16 protein-coding genes are annotated in these 19,017 nt (G+C 61.1%); 12 read left to right on the forward strand and 4 right to left on the reverse strand.

Annotated features, from left to right (window positions below):
• The first annotated feature begins 59 nt into the window (after window positions 1-59).
• Genes ACOQOY_RS12290 through ACOQOY_RS12305 form a run of 4 tightly spaced genes read left to right on the forward strand, consistent with a single transcriptional unit; the run spans window position 60 to window position 6,737 of the window.
• Window positions 60-1,067, forward strand: a complete 1,008-nt coding sequence (locus tag ACOQOY_RS12290; RefSeq protein WP_420585700.1) for an AAA family ATPase — start codon at window positions 60-62, stop codon at window positions 1,065-1,067.
• A complete protein-coding gene (locus tag ACOQOY_RS12295; protein WP_420585701.1) occupies window positions 1,064-1,939 on the forward strand; it encodes a DUF58 domain-containing protein in 876 nt (291 codons plus the stop codon). The genes ACOQOY_RS12290 and ACOQOY_RS12295 overlap by 4 nt, the downstream gene beginning before the upstream one ends.
• Window positions 1,936-4,698 carry a DUF4159 domain-containing protein gene (locus ACOQOY_RS12300; protein ID WP_420585702.1) on the forward strand — a complete coding sequence of 921 codons (2,763 nt, stop codon included), beginning with the start codon at window positions 1,936-1,938 and terminating at the stop codon, window positions 4,696-4,698. The genes ACOQOY_RS12295 and ACOQOY_RS12300 overlap by 4 nt, the downstream gene beginning before the upstream one ends.
• Window positions 4,695-6,737 (forward strand): hypothetical protein, encoded by a 2,043-nt coding sequence (locus tag ACOQOY_RS12305; RefSeq protein WP_420585703.1) that lies wholly within the window; start codon window positions 4,695-4,697, stop codon window positions 6,735-6,737. The genes ACOQOY_RS12300 and ACOQOY_RS12305 overlap by 4 nt, the downstream gene beginning before the upstream one ends.
• Here ACOQOY_RS12305 and ACOQOY_RS12310 read toward each other — a convergent pair whose 3' ends face one another.
• Window positions 6,738-7,577 (reverse strand): 2-keto-4-pentenoate hydratase, encoded by an 840-nt coding sequence (locus ACOQOY_RS12310; protein WP_420585704.1) that lies wholly within the window; start codon window positions 7,575-7,577, stop codon window positions 6,738-6,740.
• Window positions 7,578-7,684: 107 nt separating this feature from the next.
• Here ACOQOY_RS12310 and ACOQOY_RS12315 point away from each other — a divergent pair, with 107 nt between their 5' ends.
• Both ACOQOY_RS12315 and ACOQOY_RS12320 read left to right on the forward strand, forming a co-directional pair.
• Complete coding sequence (locus ACOQOY_RS12315; protein ID WP_420585705.1) at window positions 7,685-9,883, forward strand: response regulator; 2,199 nt, start codon at window positions 7,685-7,687, stop codon at window positions 9,881-9,883.
• A gap of 9 nt (window positions 9,884-9,892) precedes the next feature.
• Entirely contained in the window at window positions 9,893-10,351 is a 459-nt protein-coding gene (locus ACOQOY_RS12320) for a VOC family protein (protein WP_420585706.1), read from the forward strand.
• Here the strand turns inward: ACOQOY_RS12320 and yaaA are convergent.
• The 3 genes from yaaA to ACOQOY_RS12335 form a co-directional block, all read right to left on the reverse strand.
• Window positions 10,342-11,112, reverse strand: coding sequence for a peroxide stress protein YaaA (gene yaaA / locus ACOQOY_RS12325; RefSeq protein ID WP_420585707.1), 771 nt, complete (start codon window positions 11,110-11,112; stop codon window positions 10,342-10,344). The two genes, ACOQOY_RS12320 and yaaA, sit on opposite strands and share 10 nt — an antisense overlap.
• Window positions 11,113-11,145: 33 nt before the next feature.
• Complete coding sequence (recQ, locus tag ACOQOY_RS12330) at window positions 11,146-13,185, reverse strand: DNA helicase RecQ (RefSeq protein WP_420585708.1); 2,040 nt, start codon at window positions 13,183-13,185, stop codon at window positions 11,146-11,148.
• Between the two features lie 78 nt (window positions 13,186-13,263).
• On the reverse strand, window positions 13,264-13,551 hold the full coding sequence (locus tag ACOQOY_RS12335; protein WP_420585709.1) for a YggT family protein: 288 nt from the start codon (window positions 13,549-13,551) through the stop codon (window positions 13,264-13,266).
• A 130-nt stretch (window positions 13,552-13,681) separates the two neighbouring features.
• On the opposite strand from ACOQOY_RS12335, the gene ACOQOY_RS12340 reads away from it, so the two are divergent.
• From ACOQOY_RS12340 to ACOQOY_RS12365, 6 genes are all read left to right on the forward strand, one after another.
• The gene (locus ACOQOY_RS12340; RefSeq protein ID WP_420585710.1) at window positions 13,682-15,049 is read left to right on the forward strand and encodes an MFS transporter; all 1,368 of its coding nucleotides are present in this window, start codon (window positions 13,682-13,684) and stop codon (window positions 15,047-15,049) included.
• Complete coding sequence (gene mepA, locus ACOQOY_RS12345; RefSeq protein WP_420585711.1) at window positions 15,046-15,909, forward strand: penicillin-insensitive murein endopeptidase; 864 nt, start codon at window positions 15,046-15,048, stop codon at window positions 15,907-15,909. Before ACOQOY_RS12340 ends, mepA begins: the two co-directional genes overlap by 4 nt.
• Window positions 15,882-16,766 (forward strand): esterase-like activity of phytase family protein, encoded by an 885-nt coding sequence (locus ACOQOY_RS12350; protein WP_420585712.1) that lies wholly within the window; start codon window positions 15,882-15,884, stop codon window positions 16,764-16,766. The genes mepA and ACOQOY_RS12350 overlap by 28 nt, the downstream gene beginning before the upstream one ends.
• Before the next feature lie 91 nt (window positions 16,767-16,857).
• Window positions 16,858-17,505: a queuosine precursor transporter gene (locus tag ACOQOY_RS12355; protein WP_420585713.1), complete on the forward strand. Its 648-nt coding sequence runs from the start codon at window positions 16,858-16,860 to the stop codon at window positions 17,503-17,505.
• A 264-nt stretch (window positions 17,506-17,769) separates the two neighbouring features.
• Window positions 17,770-18,189, forward strand: coding sequence for an alternative ribosome rescue aminoacyl-tRNA hydrolase ArfB (arfB, locus tag ACOQOY_RS12360; RefSeq protein ID WP_420585714.1), 420 nt, complete (start codon window positions 17,770-17,772; stop codon window positions 18,187-18,189).
• A 54-nt stretch (window positions 18,190-18,243) separates the two neighbouring features.
• Window positions 18,244-18,990: an SDR family oxidoreductase gene (locus tag ACOQOY_RS12365; protein WP_420585715.1), complete on the forward strand. Its 747-nt coding sequence runs from the start codon at window positions 18,244-18,246 to the stop codon at window positions 18,988-18,990.
• Window positions 18,991-19,017: the final 27 nt, after the last annotated feature.

The raw sequence follows: 19,017 nt of genomic DNA on the forward strand, positions 1-19,017 counted from the left end.
TTGCCATTTCATATTCGCGCGATACACTTCAATCATAATAGTCCACGGAAGGGAAAGTCATGACCGAACCTGCCGACCTCGTGTCCGAGATCGAAGCGCTGGAAACCAAACTGCAAGAGGCCAAGGCCTCGATCACCCGCCGCTTTATCGGACAGGAGAGGGTTGTGGACCTGACCCTGACCGCGCTGCTGTGCGGCGGGCATGCGCTGCTGATCGGTTTGCCCGGGCTGGGCAAGACCCGACTGGTCGAAACTCTGTCGACCGTGATGGGCCTGCATGGCAACCGCATCCAGTTTACGCCCGACCTGATGCCCGCAGATATTCTTGGGTCCGAGGTTCTGGACACCGCCGATGACGGCACCCGGCATTTCCGGTTCATTTCTGGCCCGATCTTTTGTCAGTTGCTTATGGCAGATGAGATCAACCGCGCCAGCCCGCGGACGCAATCGGCATTGTTGCAAGCGATGCAGGAACGCACGGTGACGGTGGCCGGTGAGGACCGCTCGCTAGGTGAACCCTTCCACGTACTGGCCACCCAGAACCCGATTGAACAGGAAGGTACCTATCCGCTGCCCGAGGCCCAGTTGGACCGCTTTCTTGTTCAGATCGACGTGGAGTACCCGGATCGTCAGACCGAGCGTGACATTCTGCTGGCGACCACGGGTGTAGAAGAAGACGAAGCGCATGAGATTTTCACCAAAGAGGAATTGCTGGCCGCACAGGTCCTGCTGCGCCGGATGCCGGTGGGCGACTCGGTGGTCGAACTGATCCTCGATCTGGTCCGCGCATTCCGTCCGGACGAAGCGGGCGTGTCCGAGCGAGTCGCTGAAACCGTTGCTTGGGGTCCCGGCCCCCGTGCCGCGCAGGCGCTGATGATGACCGTACGTGCGCGGGCGATGCTGCAAGGGCGGTTAGCCCCGAATGCCGAAGATGTGCTGGACATGGCGCGCCCGGTTCTCAGCCACCGGATGGCGCTGAACTTTGCCGCGCGGGCGCGCGGTGACAGCCTGTCTGACCTGATCGAATCCACAGCTGCCGGTCTTGTCCGAACCGAGGCTGCGGCGTGAATGCCGCGCTGACCCTTCGCGAAAGATCCGAGGCCGAGGCGTCCCGGCTGCCGCCCCTTTTGGCGCGCGCCGAACATCTGGCCGGAACCGTGCTGCTGGGCGACCACGGGCGCAGGCGGTCTGGTTTGGGCGATGATTTCTGGCAATACCGCCCCGCTCAGATCGGTGACAGCCGCCGGATGATTGACCATAGGCGCTCGGCGCGTGGGGATCAGCAATTTGCGCGCGAACGGGAATGGCAGATCGCGCAATCGGTGATGCTGTGGGTGGATCAGGGGGCCTCGATGCGATTTGCATCGGACAAGAACCATCCGACCAAAGCCGACCGAGCTCGCTTGCTGGGCCTGGCGACCGCCATCCTTCTGGTGCGTGGAGGCGAGCGCGTTGGCCTGACCGGTACAACGCTCCCACCCCGGCGCGGCAATGCGCAGATCATCCGGCTGGCGCAGGCTTGGTCTGAGGATGCGGAGCCTGACTACGCCCCGCCTGAACACCGGGCTATGATCCCCCATGCCCGCGCTGTGTTCATTTCCGATTTCTTGGGTCCAATGGACGAGGTCGAATTGGCCCTGACCAAGGCCGCTGATCGAGGTGTGCGAGGTGTTTTGTTGCAGGTGCTCGATCCCAGCGAAGAATCCTTTCCCTATCGCGGCCGCACCATCTTTGAGAGCGTCGGCGGCACGGCTCGCCACGAGACGCTGAAGGCCGGAGACCTGCGTGATCGCTATCTGGACCGCCTCGCCACACGCAAGGATGCGCTGACGCAACTCTGCCGCGCAACCGGCTGGCAATTGGGTCTGCACCACACGGGTGACAGCGCGCAAGCGGCTCTGTTGTGGCTATATCGGGCCTTGGACGGGGGAACGCGATGACGGTTCTGGCGGGCATCGGTTTCACTGCGCCTTGGGTGCTGCTGGGTCTGCTGACCCTGCCGATCCTGTGGCTGATCCTGCGCGCGGTGCCGCCTGCACCGATCCGCAGGCTGTTCCCGGCGGTGACGCTGTTGCTGGGGCTGAAGGATGACGAAAGTGTTTCCGACCGCACGCCGTGGTGGCTGTTGCTGCTGCGGATGCTGGCAGCGGCGGCGATCATCATCGGGCTGGCGGGTCCAGTCCTGAACCCCTCGCGTGATCAGACCGGAACGGGGCCGCTATTGCTGGTGCTGGATGCCAGCTGGGCCGGGGCAACCCGCTGGTCCTCGACACTGGACCAGATTGACACCCAACTGACCGAGGCCGGGCGGGCCGGACGCACTGTTGCGATCCTCAGCCTGACAGAACCCGAAGCGCCTGTGTTTCAGGCCGCAGAGGCGTGGCGGGGGCGTTTGCCGGGCCTGACACCAACAGCGTGGCAGCCAACTGAGGCGCAGATCGAACAGGCGCTGGCCGCTTTGGGCCTATTGGACGGCGGATTCGATACGCATTGGTTCAGTGACCGACTGGCTTATGCCGGGCAAGACAGGATTCTGTCTGCGTTGCAGGCACGCGGCGCGGTGACGGTGTATCAGCCCGCGACATCCGCAATAGCTATTCTGCCCGCCGCATATCAGGACGGCATTATTCAACTCACGGCTCAGCGCGCCGAAGCCGGTCCCGCGGATCGCATCACCGTTTTGGCGCAGGGCCGAGACCCGGCGGGTGCAATGCGGGTGCTGCAATCTGCCGAGATGGAATTTCCCAGCGGAGAGACGAAGGCACAGGTCGATCTGGCTCTGCCCTCTGAGCTGCGCGCCCGGATTACTCGGTTCGAAATTCAGGGCGAACGCTCCGCTGGTGCAGTGACGTTGACCGATGACAGCCTGCGTCGGCGCGAGGTCGCTCTGATCGCCGGAACGCTGAACCGCGAAGGGTTGGAGTTGTTGTCGCCGCTGCATTATCTGACACAGGTGCTCAGCCCCACGGCGGATTTCGTCGATGGTGGGCTGCTTGAGGTCCTGCCTGCCAATCCGGATGTAATCGTGCTGGCCGATGTGGCCCGACTGTCCGCCGGTGAACAGGCCGCGCTGATCGAATGGGTCGAACAGGGCGGGTTGCTTTTGCGCTTTGCAGGGCCACGCATGGCCGCCAGTGATCTGGGCCGGGATGCTGAAGATGCACTTCTGCCCGTGCGTCTACGCAGCGGTGGCCGTTCGGTCGGTGGCGCGATGAGCTGGGGTGAGGCCAAGGGGCTGGCGCCCTTCCCTGAGAACTCGCCCTTTTATGGGTTGCAGGTGCCGCAGGATGTCTCGGTCACGACGCAGGTCATGGCGCAACCAGACCCTAATCTGGCGGATCGGGTGATTGCGTCACTGTCGGACGGCACGCCTCTGGTCACGCGCAAGGCGCTGGGGCTGGGGCGGGTGGTACTGTTCCATGTCACCGCAGATGCTGAATGGTCCAGCCTGCCGCTCTCGGGTCTGTTCGTTGAAATGCTGGACCGTCTGGCCGTGGCTTCGGCTGCGAAATCCCGGCAGGAGTCGCAGTTGCAGGGCACCACGTGGGAGCCGATTCAGGTCATGGACGGTTTTGGCACCTTGTCTGACGCAGGCAATCTGGCGGGGGTGGATGGGGTCGAACTGGTCTCAGGCACAATTGGCCCGGATTTGCAGCCCGGCCTTTATGAAAGCGGCAAACAGAAACTGGCCCTGAATGTGCTGTCCGAGGACTCGGTGTTGATCCCTGTAGTCTGGCCGTCGGACGTGCCGATCAAAGGGCAGGAGGTCAACAATGAGGCACCGATCGGAGGCATCCTGCTCAGCCTTGCGCTGCTGCTGCTGACGATTGACGTGATCGCTTCGCTGGCCTTGTCGGGTCGCTTGGGTCTGGCCAAAGCAGCAGCCGTTGCGCTGGGTGCGATATTGTTGGTGCCCGAGGCACAGGCGCAGACGCCCGAGGATACAGAGTTTGCCCTGAACGCTACGCATGAGCTGGTTCTGGCCCATGTGCTGACCGGAAACGCGCAGATCGACGATGTGGCGGGTGCAGGCCTGCGCGGTCTGGCACAGACGCTGTTCTATCGCACCTCGGTTGAACCGGCCGAGCCCTTCGGTGTGGACCTGGAGCGCGACGAGCTTGCTTTTTTCCCGCTGCTCTACTGGCCCATAACGCCCGATCAACCACAACCTTCCGCTGAGGCCTATGCCAAGCTGAATGCCTACCTGCGGTCGGGCGGTATGATCCTGTTCGACACACGCGACGCAGATGTGGCCCGGTTCGGAGCCTCCAGCCCTAATGGCCGCAAACTGCAACAATTGGCCGCGCCGCTGAATATCCCCGCGTTAGAGCCTGTTCCGCGCGACCACGTTCTGACCCGTGCCTTTTACCTGTTGCAGGATTTCCCGGGCCGCTACGCAGGCACCGAAGTCTGGGTTGAGGCTGCGCCGGTGGACGCGGAACAGATCGAAGGGATGCCGTTCCGCAACCTCAATGACAATGTGACCCCGGTGGTAATTGGCGGCAATGACTGGGCTTCGGCCTGGGCCGTGGATCGAAACGGGCAGGCCTTGTTGCCGGTCGGGCGGGGCTATGCCGGAGAGCGACAGCGCGAACTGGCCAATCGCTTTGGCGTCAATCTGGTGATGCATGTGCTGACCGGGAATTACAAATCGGATCAGGTCCACGTGCCTGCGCTACTCGACAGGTTGGGACAATGACAGGAACCGTCATCTTTGATCCGCTGATCCCGTGGCCGGTTCTGGTCATTGTGGCCGCGGTCGCCGTGGCCGGAGTCATCCTCGCCCTGTGGCGCGGGTTGTCCGGTTGGGCCTTGCGCGGATTGGCGGCTTTGGTCGTGATCGCCGCGCTGGCGGGGCCTGTCTATCAGGTCGAAGACCGTGCGCCGCTGACCGATATCGTACTGATGATCGAGGATGAAAGCGCCAGCCAGACATTGTCCGACCGCGCGGATCAATCCGTACAGGCGGCGGAAGAACTGGCGGCTGAGATCGAATCCCGCGACAATACCGAACTGCGCCGGATCAAGGTTGGCGACGGAGATGGCGACGAAGGCACTCAGGTCATGGCCGCCCTGAACGCTGCGTTGGCCGAAGAACCCCGCGCGCGGATCGCGGGTATTCTTGTGGTGTCGGATGGCATCGTGCATGACGTCGATCAGGCCCCGGACCTGCCAGCGCCGATGCACTTGCTGCAAACCGGGCGCGCAGATGACTGGGACCGCCGACTAATTGTTCGCAATGCACCTGCCTTTGCCATTATCGGCGAGCCTGTCACCCTGACCCTGCGGGTCGAAGACAGCGGTGCCGCTCCTGTTGGTGCCGCAACCGCGCCGCTTGAGATTTCGGTGGACGGTGCCGAGCCTGAGCAGTTCAGCATTCCCATCGGCGTTGATGTCGAACTTCCAATCACGTTGCCCCATGGCGGGCGCAACGTCATCCAGTTCACGGTACCGCAAGCCGAGGGCGAGCTGACCGACCGCAACAACACTGCGCTGATCCAGATGAACGGTGTGCGCGACCGGCTGCGGGTGCTGCTGGTCTCGGGTGAGCCGCATCCCGGCGGGCGCACATGGCGCAATCTGCTGAAATCCGACAGCTCGGTCGATCTGGTGCATTTCACCATCCTCCGTCCGCCCGAGAAGCAGGATGGCGTGCCGGTCGACGAACTCTCGCTGATCGCCTTCCCGACGCGTGAGCTTTTTCTGGAAAAGATCAACGATTTCGACCTGATCATCTTTGATCGCTATAAACGCCGCGGCATCCTGCCGGCGATCTATCTGGATAACGTCACCAACTATATCAACGACGGCGGCGCGGTGCTGATCGCTGCCGGGCCGGATTTTGCCAGTGCTGACAGCATCTTCCGCTCACCCCTTGCGCCGATCCTGCCTGCGCAGCCGACCGCACGCGTGATCGAGGAACGCTTTGTCCCCATGGTCACCGATCTGGGCCATCGTCATCCGGTCACCACCAATCTGGGCGATTCTGAGGATTGGGGTGCGTGGCTGCGTCAGATCGACGTGAACCATCGCACAGGTGAACTGTTGATGACCGGCGTGGACGATCGGCCCCTGCTGGTACTGGACCGTGTTGGCGAGGGGCGCGTGGCGCTGCTGGCCTCGGACCATGCCTGGCTGTGGAGCCGGGGCTTTGAGGGCGGCGGTCCGCAGTTGGAATTGCTGCGTCGTCTGGCCCACTGGATGATGAAAGAACCCGAGCTTGAGGAAGAGGCGCTGTGGGCAGAGGCCAATGGTCAGGTCATGCGCATCATCCGCCAGACATTGGAAGATGAGGTCGGGCCGGTAACGATTACCCGCCCCGATGGTGAAACTCTTGAGGTCACGCTGGATGAAGTGACACCGGGCCGGTTCGAAGCACTCTACTACGGGCCAGAAATCGGGCTTTATCGCTTGCAGGAAGGCGAACAGATGGCAGTGATCGGTCTCGGTCCTGCCGCGCCAAAAGAGTTCGAGCGCACCATTGCAACCTCTAACGTTCTGGAACCGGTTCTGGCCGAATTGCGCGGCGGTGTGATCCGTCTGGAAGAAGGGCTGCCTTCAATCCGCAACGTCCGTGCGGGACGCCCGGCCGCTGGGCGCGGCTGGATCGGTCTGACGCCGCGCGAAGCGTATGAGACACGCGACGTCACGCAGGCAGGTTTGTTACCGCCCTGGCTAGTGCTGCTGCTGGCCGGTGGCTTCCTGCTGGGCGGATGGCTGCGCGAGGGGCGGCGCTGATCACTCGAAGACGACACTCACAGTTGGATCGTTGGGCAGGCCCGCATAAGTGGCTGATGCCCCGCCTTTACCTTTGGCGGGTGGGAAAAGTGGCCCGAATGACCCGACTGAAATCAAGTCTCCGGGTTTAAATTCGATCCCTTTCGACATCAGCCACAAAGCCGCGTTGGCAGGATGGCCTAGCACCGCCGCGCCCGGTGCCTGCGCCAGAACCTCTCCATCCGCGGCGCTGAGGGTGACGGTCATGTCCGCCAATGCCTGCGTCATTGCCTCAGCATCCGTGACGGGGATCTCAGAGCCTAATACGCCCAGTTTCGGCGCAACACCGATGGCAGTCAGCGTGACAGGTGTGATGGGTTCTCCCTCAGCCAGCGTCAGGTCGGGCAGTTCAATGAAGGGACGGATGGCAGAAACATTCGCGATGACCTCTGCTGGGGTCGCGGCCTGATTGATCGCAGTGTCGCCCACGACGAGAATAAGATCGGCTTCAAAGACTGGTCGGGCGCCCCACGCGGCGGGTACCGTTGCCCCGTCTTCGACCATCATATCGCGGAACAGGACGCCCTGAACCGGCTCGGATGCACCGAACCGTTCCTGGGCCGGGGCGCTGGTCAGGCCCGCTTTGTACCCGATAATCGGACCTATGTGCGGCTCTAACGCGGCGGCAATCTTAGCCTGCGTGCATAACGCGTCCGTCATGCTGCCATCAGCAGACAGAGCGGATGTGGCGGTGTTGGATAAATAATCCCGCACGTATTGCTCGACCTGCGCGTTCGAGGCGCAGTCTGCCCCGACCTGAGTGCCAAGAAAGGCAGCGCAAAGGATGGAAACGTAACGCATGGCGGACCTCCGGTTTTGGAAAACTCTATCGGCATTCCGGCAACGGCTTAAACACTTTTTCATGCTCTGTGCGGATGCTGGGCGCGGATTATCCGGGATCACCTCATATGAGTCTTGCAACCAAACTGGCACAGGAACGACGCGCGCGGCTTGCGGCTGAGCGGCTGTTGGAGATGAAACAGGCCGAGCTTTCGACAGCCAATCGAAAACTGGGTCTGCATGCCATGGCGCTGACCAAACGGATCGGCGAAACCCAGGCCGAGGTCGAGACGGTTCGAGATGAGAATGAAAAGGTCAAATCCGATTTGACCGAAGCCAACGCCAAAATCGAAGTGGCCGAGCGTCGCCTGTGGCATTCAATGCAAACGATTCAGGACGGCTTCGCGTTTTTCGACAGCCAAAGCCGCCTGATCGGTGCGAATGAGGCCTATCTCAGGCTGTTCGATGGGCTGGATGAGGTGACGCCCGGCGTCTCCTACGCGCGGATACTTCAGATTCTGACGGATGAAGGGCTGATCGACATTGGGGCAGAGTCCGCAGCAGGCTGGCAGGCCAGAATGCTGGAACGCTGGGCGCAGCCGCAGCCGGACTCGGAGGTGATCAAACTGTGGAACGGTGAATATTTCAAGTTGATCGACCAACGCGGCAAGGGCGGTGACGTGGTGAGCCTCGGCCTGAATATCACTGCCTCGGTCCGGCACGAAACAGAACTTGAGGCCGCGCGTGAACGCGCCGAGGCTGCGAACCGGGCTAAATCGGCCTTTCTGGCGAATATGAGCCATGAGATCAGGACCCCGATGAACGGCATTGTCGGGATGACTGAACTGATGTCGGAAACCCCTCTGGATGAAGAGCAGCGCCTGTATCTCAATACCATCCGAAACTCGGGCGAAGCGTTGTTGGTGATCATCAACGACGTGCTGGATTATTCAAAGATCGAGGCTGACAAGCTGATCCTGCACCCAGAGCAATTCGATTTTGAGCGCTGTATTCTTGAGGTTGCGATGCTGCTGCAACCCAGCGTTCGCGATAAGGGCCTGTCCCTACTTGTCGACTATGACCTGTTCCTGCCGACCTTGTTCGTGGGTGATCCCGGTCGTGTGCGGCAGGTTCTGACCAATCTGGTGGGCAACGCCGTCAAGTTCACCACCAAAGGCCATGTGTTGATCCGCGTGACCGGAGTGCCGAATTCCGACTCTAACACGTGCGATATTCACGTTGCGATCGAGGATACCGGTATCGGGATCGACGCCGACAAGATCGGGCACATCTTCGGCGAATTCAATCAGGTTGAAGACGAAAAGAACCGCGAGTTCGAAGGCACCGGGCTGGGCCTGGCCATCACGCAACGTTTGATCTCGCTCATGGGTGGGTCCGTCTGGGTCGAAAGTGAGCCGGGGCAGGGATCATGCTTTGGCTTTCGGGTGTCCCTGCCGACTGTAGAAGGCCCGCAACCGGCGCCGCCCGATCTGGCAGGCAATCTGCGCCATGTCGTTGTGGTCGAGGATCTGGCCGTGAACCGCGCGATCCTGTCGAAACAGCTGGGGCGGCTGGGGTCGCAGGTGACAGTCTGTGCCTCGGGCAGTGAGGCCTTGGCCGCTGTGGATGACAGCGTGGATCTGGTCCTGTGCGATCACGACCTGCCGGATATGGACGGGTTGGAGCTTGCGACCACGTTAAAGGATCGGGGCTGGGGCGACCTGCCAGTGGTGGTGATGTCGGCCAATCCGGGCGTGATCCACGCCAACCCCGCGCGGCAACTGATCGAAGGCGTGTTGCAAAAACCAATCCCCCGGGCCGAGTTGTATGCGCGTCTGACCGCGCTGGGCCGGACCCCCGCTGCGCCCAAAGTTCAAAAGATTGCGCCGGTCGCACAGCCCGCTGGTGGTCAGCGACAGATGCGCGTGCTGGCGGCCGAGGATAACCGGACCAATCAGCTGATCCTGCAAAAGATGGTCAAAGACCTGAACATCGACCTGCACTTTGCCAGCAACGGGCTTGAGGCGGTCGAATGCTATCAGGATTTCGACCCGGACCTGATTTTCATGGATATCTCGATGCCCAAGATGGATGGCAAACAGGCCACAGCAGAAATCCGGCGGCGTGAGATTGAAACGGGACGGCATGTGCCGATTGTCGCCCTGACCGCACATGCGATGGCCGGGGACGATCAGGGCATTCTGTCGGCCGGGCTGGATCACTATCTGACCAAGCCGCTGCAAAAGCGAAGAATCCACCAGATGATTTTGGATCACCAGCCGGAACAGGCGTTTCCGGTTATTGCTCAGGACGTGCAGGCTGACTAGGCTGGCCCGATGTCAGATCGTGGATTTCAGCCTCGCGCCTTGGGCGAGATTGCCATTCGGTGCGCCGATATGGGCGCAATGGTTCGGTTTTATGAAGAGGTGATAGGCCTAGAGCGCCTGACCGGTGACCACAATAGCGCGATCACCTTCTTTCGCATTGCCGAAGGGTTCTGCGGGCATACGCAGGTACTGGCCTTGTTTCATCACATGACCGCCCCTCGGCCCGGTCTGCACCCGACCAATGAGGGTAAACCGGCGACCGGGGGCGCATCGTCCCTGCATCACATCGCGTTGTCCCTGCCATTTGACGAGCAAGAGGCCGTGATGCGCTGGTATGACAAAATCGGTCAGCCTTACCGTGTTGAACAGTTCGGCTGGATCGGGTGGCGCGGCATCTTCACCGAAGACCCCGAGGGCAATACGGTTGAGCTGGTCGCCTATGACCGCTCAATGCTGTCTCAGGCCTGATAGGGGCGCACAAAAACCGGCTTGTCTTCTTCCGACAAGTCGGGCCGGTATGCGTAGCCGCCCGTGTCGAAATCCAGCAGGCCCTTAGGATCGGTCAGGCGATGCTGGATGATATAGCGCGCCATTGCACCGCGGGCCTTCTTGGCAAAGAAGCTGACGATCTTGGGGGTGCCTGCCTTGTCTTCCATGAAGACCGGCGTGATCACCCGCAGCTTCAGCGCCTTGGGATCGACGGCACCGAAATATTCCTGACTGGCGCAGTTCACCAGAACGCCCGAGCCGATCTCGGCCGCTTGCGTGTTCAGAGCCTTACTCAGCTGGTCGCGCCAGTATTCATACAGGTTCTTGCCGCGGCGGGTTTTCAGCTTGCTGCCCATCTCAAGCCGATAGGGCTGAATGGCGTCCAATGGGCGCAGCACACCATAGAGACCGGACAGGATGCGCAGATGATCCTGTGCCCAAGCCATTTCGTCGGCGTCCAGAGAAGTGGCCTCAAGCCCCTGGTAGGTATCACCCGCGAAGGCCAGCGCGGCGGGGCGGGTTACATCTGCTTCCGGCGCATCGGAAAAGGCGCGATAGCGGTTGCGGTTCAGGCGGGCCAAATCATCGCTCAGATCCATCAGCTTTTTCAGATCGCCCAGCGTCAGATTGCGCGCGGTTTTCGACAGACGGACCGCGTCGTCCTGAAAGTCGGGTTGCGTGGCTTCAACGTTTCGCTCTGCCCAATCCAGCCGCTTGGCCGGGGAAATGACTACCAGCATGTCCGCCCTCTTTCCTTGCCTGTCCTGCGGTATCTAGCTCGCCTCGCGCAGCACGTCCAGAAACGCAGCGCCAAACCTTTCGTGACGGCGGTCGCCCAGCACCTGTTCGACACCGCGCGTATCATCCGAGCGCAGCTGCGCCACCTTTGCCAGTTGCGAAGCCGAGCAAGTCAGCGGCTTGTCGATGCCCTCGGGGCCGCGCGACAATTGAGACTGAACTTCGAGCAAGCGGTCATAGATCTCACCCTGATCCCGGCCTGCCAGTTTGCGGCGTGCGGGGTGAACCGTTTCAACCTCGCCCGCGATCACCTCAAGGAACGTATCCCCGTAGCGTTCCAGCTTCTTGGCCCCTACGCCGCCGATGCGGGCCATATCATCAAGTGTCATGGGGCGCGTCTCGGCCATTTCGATCAATGTGCGGTCGGGGAAGATGACATAGGCGGGGACGCGAGCGGATTCGGCCAATGCGCGGCGCTTGGCCTTGAGAGCAGAGAGCAGCGGGGCGTCCTCCTCGGACACCATCATTTTGACGGCGGGGCGACGGGTGGTTTTGCGGATCGTGTCCTTGCGCAGATTGATCTGCGCCTCACCCTTCAGAATCGGTTTGGCGGCCTCGGTCATGCGCAGGGCGCCGTGGCGTTCAGGATCGGGGCGGACCAGATCATGGCCCATCATCTGCCGGAAGATCGCCTGCCATTGCGGGCGGGACCAGTCCTTTCCAATCCCCCAAGTGGACAGGCTGTCATGGCGGCGGGCGCGGGTTTTGTCTGTTTCGTTGCCTAATAGAATGTCGATCAGATGGCCCGCACCGAACCATTCCTCGGTGCGCAAGATGGCAGACAGGGCCATGCGGACGGGCGTGGTGCCGTCGAAAACCTCGGGCGGGGTATCGCAAAGATCGCATTTGCCGCAGGGCTGCGCGTGTTCGCCAAAGTAAGCCAGCAGGGTTTGACGGCGGCATTCCAGCGCTTCGGCCAGCCCGAGCAGAGCGTTCAGTCGCGCATGATCTACCATGCGCCGTTCAGGCGGCGCCAGCCCCTCGTCAATCTGAGAGCGGCGCAGGCGGATGTCATCGGGGCCAAACAGCGTCAGCGTCTCGGCAGGGCCGCCATCACGGCCCGCGCGTCCGATCTCCTGATAGTAAGCCTCGATGGATTTGGGCAGGTCCGCATGGGCGACCCAGCGGATATCGGGTTTGTCGATGCCCATGCCAAAGGCTACGGTGGCGACAACGATCAGACCGTCCTCGCGGGCGAAACGTGTCTCGACGATGCGGCGATCCTCGGGGTCCATTCCGCCGTGATAGTGACAGGCGGTGTGGCCTTCGTCGCGCAGGGCCTTGGCCAGCACCTCGGTCTTGTTACGAGTGCCGCAATAGACGATGCCGGATTGCCCCTTACGGGCGGCGGCGAAATCGAGGATTTGCTTGCGTGGCCCGTCCTTGGCCGCAAAGGCCAGATGAATATTGGGCCGGTCAAAGCCACGCAGAAATTTGCGCGGGGCGGTGCCGTCGAACAATTTCTCGACAATCTCATCCTGCGTTTCCGCATCCGCCGTCGCGGTGAAGGCGGCCAGCGGCACGTTCAGGGCGCGCCGCAGCTCTCCGATCCGCAGGTAGTCGGGGCGGAAATCGTGGCCCCATTGGCTGACGCAATGGGCCTCGTCCACGGCGATCAGGCTGACATTGATCCGGCGCAGCATGCCCAGCGCGGACCCGGCGGCTAGCCGTTCGGGGGCCATGTAGAGGAGTTTCAGGCGTCCTGCCTCCAACGCCTCCCACACTGCTTCGGTTTCCTCTGGCGTGTTGCCCGAAGTCAGCGCGCCCGCTTCAACGCCGGCCTCCTGCAACCCGCGGACCTGATCGCGCATCAGGGCGATCAGCGGGGAAATCACGACCGTCACCCCGTCGCGCAGCAGGGCAGGCAGCTGGAAACATAAGGATTTGCCGCCGCCCGTGGGCATGATGGCCAGCACGTTCTCACCCAGCGTCACGGCATCGACGATCTCTTCCTGGCCGGGTCGGAAGTCGTCGAATCCAAAGACATCTCGCAGCAAAGGCGCGGCGTCGAACATATGCGGGGTAGCCCTGTTTTAAGGTTTATCTGCTCTTAAGACAGGACAATCACATACTAAGATTCGGTGAACAAGAGGTCAGACGAAATAGACCATATTGTTGATCAGGATGATCCGCAGCGCATAGACGCCGACCAGTACGACCAGAGGTGTCAGGTCCAGCCCACCCATTGCGGGCAGAAAGCGGCGGACCGGGCCGTAAATGGGTTCCAATATCCGGTTCAGGCCGTACCAGATTTGCGCCACCAGCTGTTGATGCAGGTTGAGCACCTGAAAGTTGATCAGCCAGCTCATGATCACATGGGCGAGGATGATGAACCAGACAATGTCCAGGATCAGCAGCAGAATTTGGATCAGCGACAGCATGGGGCCTCCGGTAAGTACGCGAGAAGAGAGGTAAGCGCCCCCGCGACAAAGAGCAAGACCGCGCCAACAGAACGCTTGCGAAACCGGTCAAAGCCCCGTCTTATGAAAACAACAAAAAACAGGGGCAGTCATGGCAGAGATTTCCAAGCGAAAGCGCATTTGGGGCTGGTGGTTTTTTGATTGGGCCACGCAACCGTATCACAGCCTTTTGGTGACTTTTGTGTTCGGCCCCTATTTTGCCGGGGTCGCGGCGGGGTATTTCTCGGGCACCGGACTGGATGCCGAAGCCGCAGCGGCGCGGGCGCAGACGGTGTGGGCCAATTGCCTGACCATCACCGGCCTGATCATCGCCTTTGGCGCGCCTCTGCTGGGCGCGATGGCGGATGTGTCGGGGCGGCGCATCCCATGGATTTTCGCCTTTTCGGTGATGTATGCAGTGGGGTCGGCCGCGCTGTGGTTCACGCTGCCTGACGGCTCGAATATGTGGCTGATGCTGTCGGCCTTTGGGCTGGGCTTTGTCGGCGCGGAATATGCGCTGATCTTTATCAACTCGCAGCTGCCCGATCTGGGGGATGACAACGAGGTCGGAGAGATCTCGGGCTCGGGTTTTGCCTTTGGCTATTTCGGCGGGCTGATCTCGCTGGCGATCATGCTGTTGTTGTTTGTCGAACAGCCCAATGGCAAGACGCTGATCGGGATGGATCCATTGTTCGGACTGGATGCGGCGCAACAGCAGGGGACACGCTTTGTCGGGCCGTTCACCGCCGGTTGGTTTGTCTTGTTCATGGTGCCGTATTTTCTGTGGGTCCGCGACGATGCGTCGACAGACAAGAAAGGCAGCGTGGCTGAGGCGCTGAGCCTGTTGGTAAAGTCGATCTCGGACCTGCGTCATCGCGGCAGTCTGGCCAGCTATCTGGGGTCGTCGATGTTTTATCGCGATGCGTTGAACGGGCTGTACAGCTTTGGTGGTGTTTACGCGCGGCTGGTGCTGGAATGGGACCTGATCAAGATCGGCGTGTTCGGGATTGTCAGCGTGCTGGCCTCGGCTGTTTTTTCGTGGATCGGCGGTAAGCTGGATAAGAAATACGGCCCTAAACCGGTGATTATCGTGGCAATCTGGGTGCTGATCTTTGTCTGCATTACCGTGGTCATGATGGACCGGACACAGATTTACGGTTTCCCGCTGCCCGAAGGCTCTGGCCTGCCCGATATGGTGTTCTTTGGCTGCGGTATTCTGATCGGCGGTATGGGCGGCATTCTGCAATCGGCCAGCCGCTCGATGATGGTGCGTCACACCGATCCCGAAGCCCCGGTTGAAAGCTTTGGCCTGTATGGCCTGTCAGGCCGTGCCACAGCGTTTGCCGCACCGCTGCTGATCGGGATCGCGACCTCTGTGACCGGCAGTGCAAGGCTGGGGGTGTCACCCATCGTTCTGTTGTTTATTCTGGGGCTATTCCTGATGCGCTGGGTCAGACCGGAAGGGGATCAGAGCAGATGATTTTACTACGTTTTTTGGCGATTGTCGCCGCGATAACATTGGCAGGTACGGCTGGGGCGCAACCTCTGGCCAAGCAGTTGTTTGGGGCGCAAAAGCAAAGTTCACAGCAAAAACCGGCGGCATTCGGCAGTTATTCGCGCGGATGTGCTGCCGGATCGGTGCAACTGCCCGAAACAGGGCCGACATGGCAGGCGATGCGCCTGTCGCGGAACCGCAACTGGGGACATCCCGAAGCGATCGACTATGTGCGTGATCTCAGCCAGTTCGCGGCGCGGCAGCCGGGGTGGAACGGTCTTTATGTCGGGGATATCAGCCAACCGCGGGGCGGGCCTATGACCTCGGGCCATCGCTCGCATCAGCTGGGTCTGGACATCGACATCTGGATGCTGCCCGGCGACAACATGCGCCTTTCCCGCAAGGCGCGCGAGAATATTTCTTCGATCTCTCTGCGCCGCGCCAATGGGGCTTTTGTGAACGGCAACTGGACCAAGCAGCACCATGCCGTGTTGCGGGAGGCCGCAAAAGATAAACGCGTGGCGCGGATATTTGTCTTTCCCGGCGCCAAGGTGCAGATGTGCAAGGATGAGAAAGGCAACCGTGCCTACCTGCGCAAGATCCGCCCTTGGTGGGGGCATCACTACCACTTTCATGTCCGTCTGAAATGCCCCAGGGGATCGCGCGGATGCGTCAATCAGGACCCACCACCCAAGGGCGATGGCTGTGCGCAGGCGCAGGAATGGGTGAACAACATTCTCAACCCCCCGCCGCCCGATCCAAACGCGCCGCCGCCCAAGAAACGCCGCGAGTATGTTCTGGCTGATTTGCCCCAACAATGCACCGCCGTCTTGCAATCCAACTAAGCATTGCCGCTTTGCTGGCAGGGCCGCTTTGGGCGGTCGAGGTGAAAACGGCCACGCAACTCGGCAGCTATGTCTGGCGGCATGACGCGGACTGGTTTGGCGGGTTTTCGGCGCTGCACGTCTCGGATAACGGCCGCCAGATGATCGCGCTCAGCGACCGGGCGGTTCTGGTTCGCGCGGACATCATGCGGGACGGGGATGAGATTGCCGGGATTCGGGTCACAGACCAATGGCCGGTTCTATCCAGCAAAGGCCGACTTATGTCTGGCGGTGTGGGTGATTCCGAAGGAGTCGCGGTCAGACCGGATGGTAGCTATTACATCTCATTCGAAGGGGTGCATCGCGTGGCGTGGTACGCGGCGCCGGATGCAAAGGCGCGTGTACTGAGGCGGCCAAGGGCCTTTGCAGAGCTGGAGCAGAATGGATCATTCGAGGCATTGGCCATCGACACGCAAGGTCAGCTTTATACCCTGCCCGAGAAAAACCGGACCCAGCAGGGCGACATCCCGGTTTATCGTTGGGACGGGCAGGGCTGGACGACGCCCTTTGTCCTGCCGCAGCGCGGCAGGTTCCTGCCCGTTTCCGCCGATTTCGGCCCCGATGGGCGGTTCTATGTGCTTGAGCGTGGCCTGTCGCTGACCGGGTTCCGCAGCCGCCTGCGCCGTTGGCGGATTGAGGCAGACGTGCCGCTTGCCGAAGAAACCCTGTTCACCACCGGCACTGGCGCCCATGACAACCTCGAAGGGCTGTCCGTTTGGCGCGATGATCAGGGGCGTCTGCGGGCGACGATGATCTCGGATGACAATTTCCTTGCCCTGCAACGGACCGAGCTGGTGGAATACTTGCTGCCCGATTGACTCAGGCGCGGCAACGGTCTAAACGCACGGCTTGCCTTGGGACGGTCCCTTGGCCAAGTCGCCGCTACCTTGTCAAAACGGGCATCAAAACATGCAACGCGCTTACATTCCCGGCATTATTGCCATGGCCGCCATCGTCGTGGCCTCGAACATTCTGGTCCAGTTCCTGATCCTTGACGGGCTGTTGACCTGGGGTGCCTTCACCTATCCGCTGGCCTTTTTGGTCACAGACATAATGAACCGCGTCTATGGCGTGGCCACCGCCCGCAAGGTCGTGCTCGCCGGGTTCATCACCGGCATCATCTGCTCGCTGATCGGCAGCCAGATCATGTTGCAGGGCGACGGGTTCACCTATGCCGCTGTGCCGCTGCGTATCGCCGTCGCGTCGGGTACCGCTTTCCTGATCGCGCAACTGACCGACGTCACCGTGTTCAATTCTCTGCGCGGTGGCCGCTGGTGGCGCGCCCCGCTGGTTTCGACACTGGTTGGATCGGCGCTGGACACTGCGTTGTTCTTCACCATCGCCTTCTCGGCTTCAGTTACGTTCTTCGGTGCCAATGCCGACGCAGCGATCAACTGGGCGTGGGAGCCTGTGCCGTTCATGCTGTCCGGCCCAATGGCGCCGCTTTGGGTGACGTTGGCCTTTGCCGACTGGCTGGTGAAACTGTCGCTGGCTCTGATTGCTTTGATCCCGTTCAAGGTGATCGTTGCTCGTTTGACCGCCGCGCAGCCTGCGTAAAAAAGTTCTTTGAGATTGGCTCATCTTGTGTCACCATCCTTGTTAACCGCAACAGATAGAAAAGGAGGTGATCCAGTGTCGAGAAAGAGATTGGAGAGAGGTGTCGGAACAACCGGGGGGATCGCCTGTTAGGGCAGCCCTTGGCGGAGCGCTCGCTCCGGCTGGTCGATTGATCTAACCGACCCGACCTCCTTGTACTTTCGAAGGGCCGTCCCGCCGGGGCGGCCCTTTTTGTTTCTGTTCGCGCCGGATAAGGTCCACACCATGTTGCGCATCAACGACGATATCGCCCTGCAAGACTGGGAAATGACCGAAAGCTTTGTGCGGTCCTCGGGTCCCGGCGGGCAGAACGTCAACAAGGTCTCGACGGCTGTTGAGCTGCGGTTCGAGGCTGCGCGCTCGCCTTCTTTGCCTGATCCGGTCAAGAATCGCCTGAAACGTCTGGCCGGGCGGCGTTGGACCAAGGATGGTGCGATCATCATTCAGTGCGAAGAGACCCGTTCTCAGGCTCGTAACCGCGAGATCGCGCGCACGCGACTGGCTGAACTGATCACCCGCGCGCTGGTCAAGCCCAAGCGTCGGATCGCAACCAAACCTACATACGGCTCTGTCAAACGACGACTCGCGGCGAAAAAGGCGCGTGGCGACGTAAAGGCGCTACGTGGCAAGGTCTCGGAAGATTGATCTGGTAGTTTCGCGGCACCTTGCTAGTCTGACCCCGCAAGGGAGAGCAAGATCATGAGGTTAGAGGGGAAAACTGCAATCGTCACAGGCGGCGCGTCGGGGTTCGGTGCTGGGATCGTGCAAAAGTTCCTGTCCGAAGGCGCACGCGTAATGATCGCAGATGTCAACGGCGACGCGGCCGAGGTTCAGGCCAAGCAGCATGGGCCAAATGCGATTGCACAGATGGTGGATGTCGGGAATGCGGCCTCGGTTCAGGCGATGGCTGACATCGCCTGGGACCGGTTCGGGTCCTTGGACATTCTGGTCAACAATGCCGGTGTGACCCACCTGCCGACACCGCTCGAAGATGTTTCCGAAGACGATTTCGACCGGGTCTTCAACGTGAATATGAAGTCTGTCTATTTGACTGCCCGCGCGTTTGTTCCGGCGATGAAAGCGCGGGGTGCGGGTGCGATCCTGAACGTGGCCTCAACGGCGGGTTTGTCGCCGCGACCCAACCTGAATTGGTATAACGCCTCCAAGGGCTGGATGATCACCGCAACCAAAACCATGGCAGTTGAACTCGCCCCGTCAGGCGTCCGCGTGAACGCGATATGCCCCGTGGCCGGAGAAACCCCGCTGCTCAAATCCTTCATGGGCGAAGACACGCCCGAGATTCGCGCCAAGTTCCTGTCGACCATCCCGCTGGGACGCTTCTCGACCCCCGACGATATGGCAAACGCGGCTCTGTTCCTGTGCTCGGACGAGGCCAGTATGATCACCGGCACAGCGTTGGAGGTCGACGGTGGCCGCTGTATCTGATCCGCTCTTCGTCTGGCCAAAAATACC

Source organism: Ruegeria sp. (genome assembly GCF_965221235.1).
GTDB lineage: Bacteria > Pseudomonadota > Alphaproteobacteria > Rhodobacterales > Rhodobacteraceae > Ruegeria.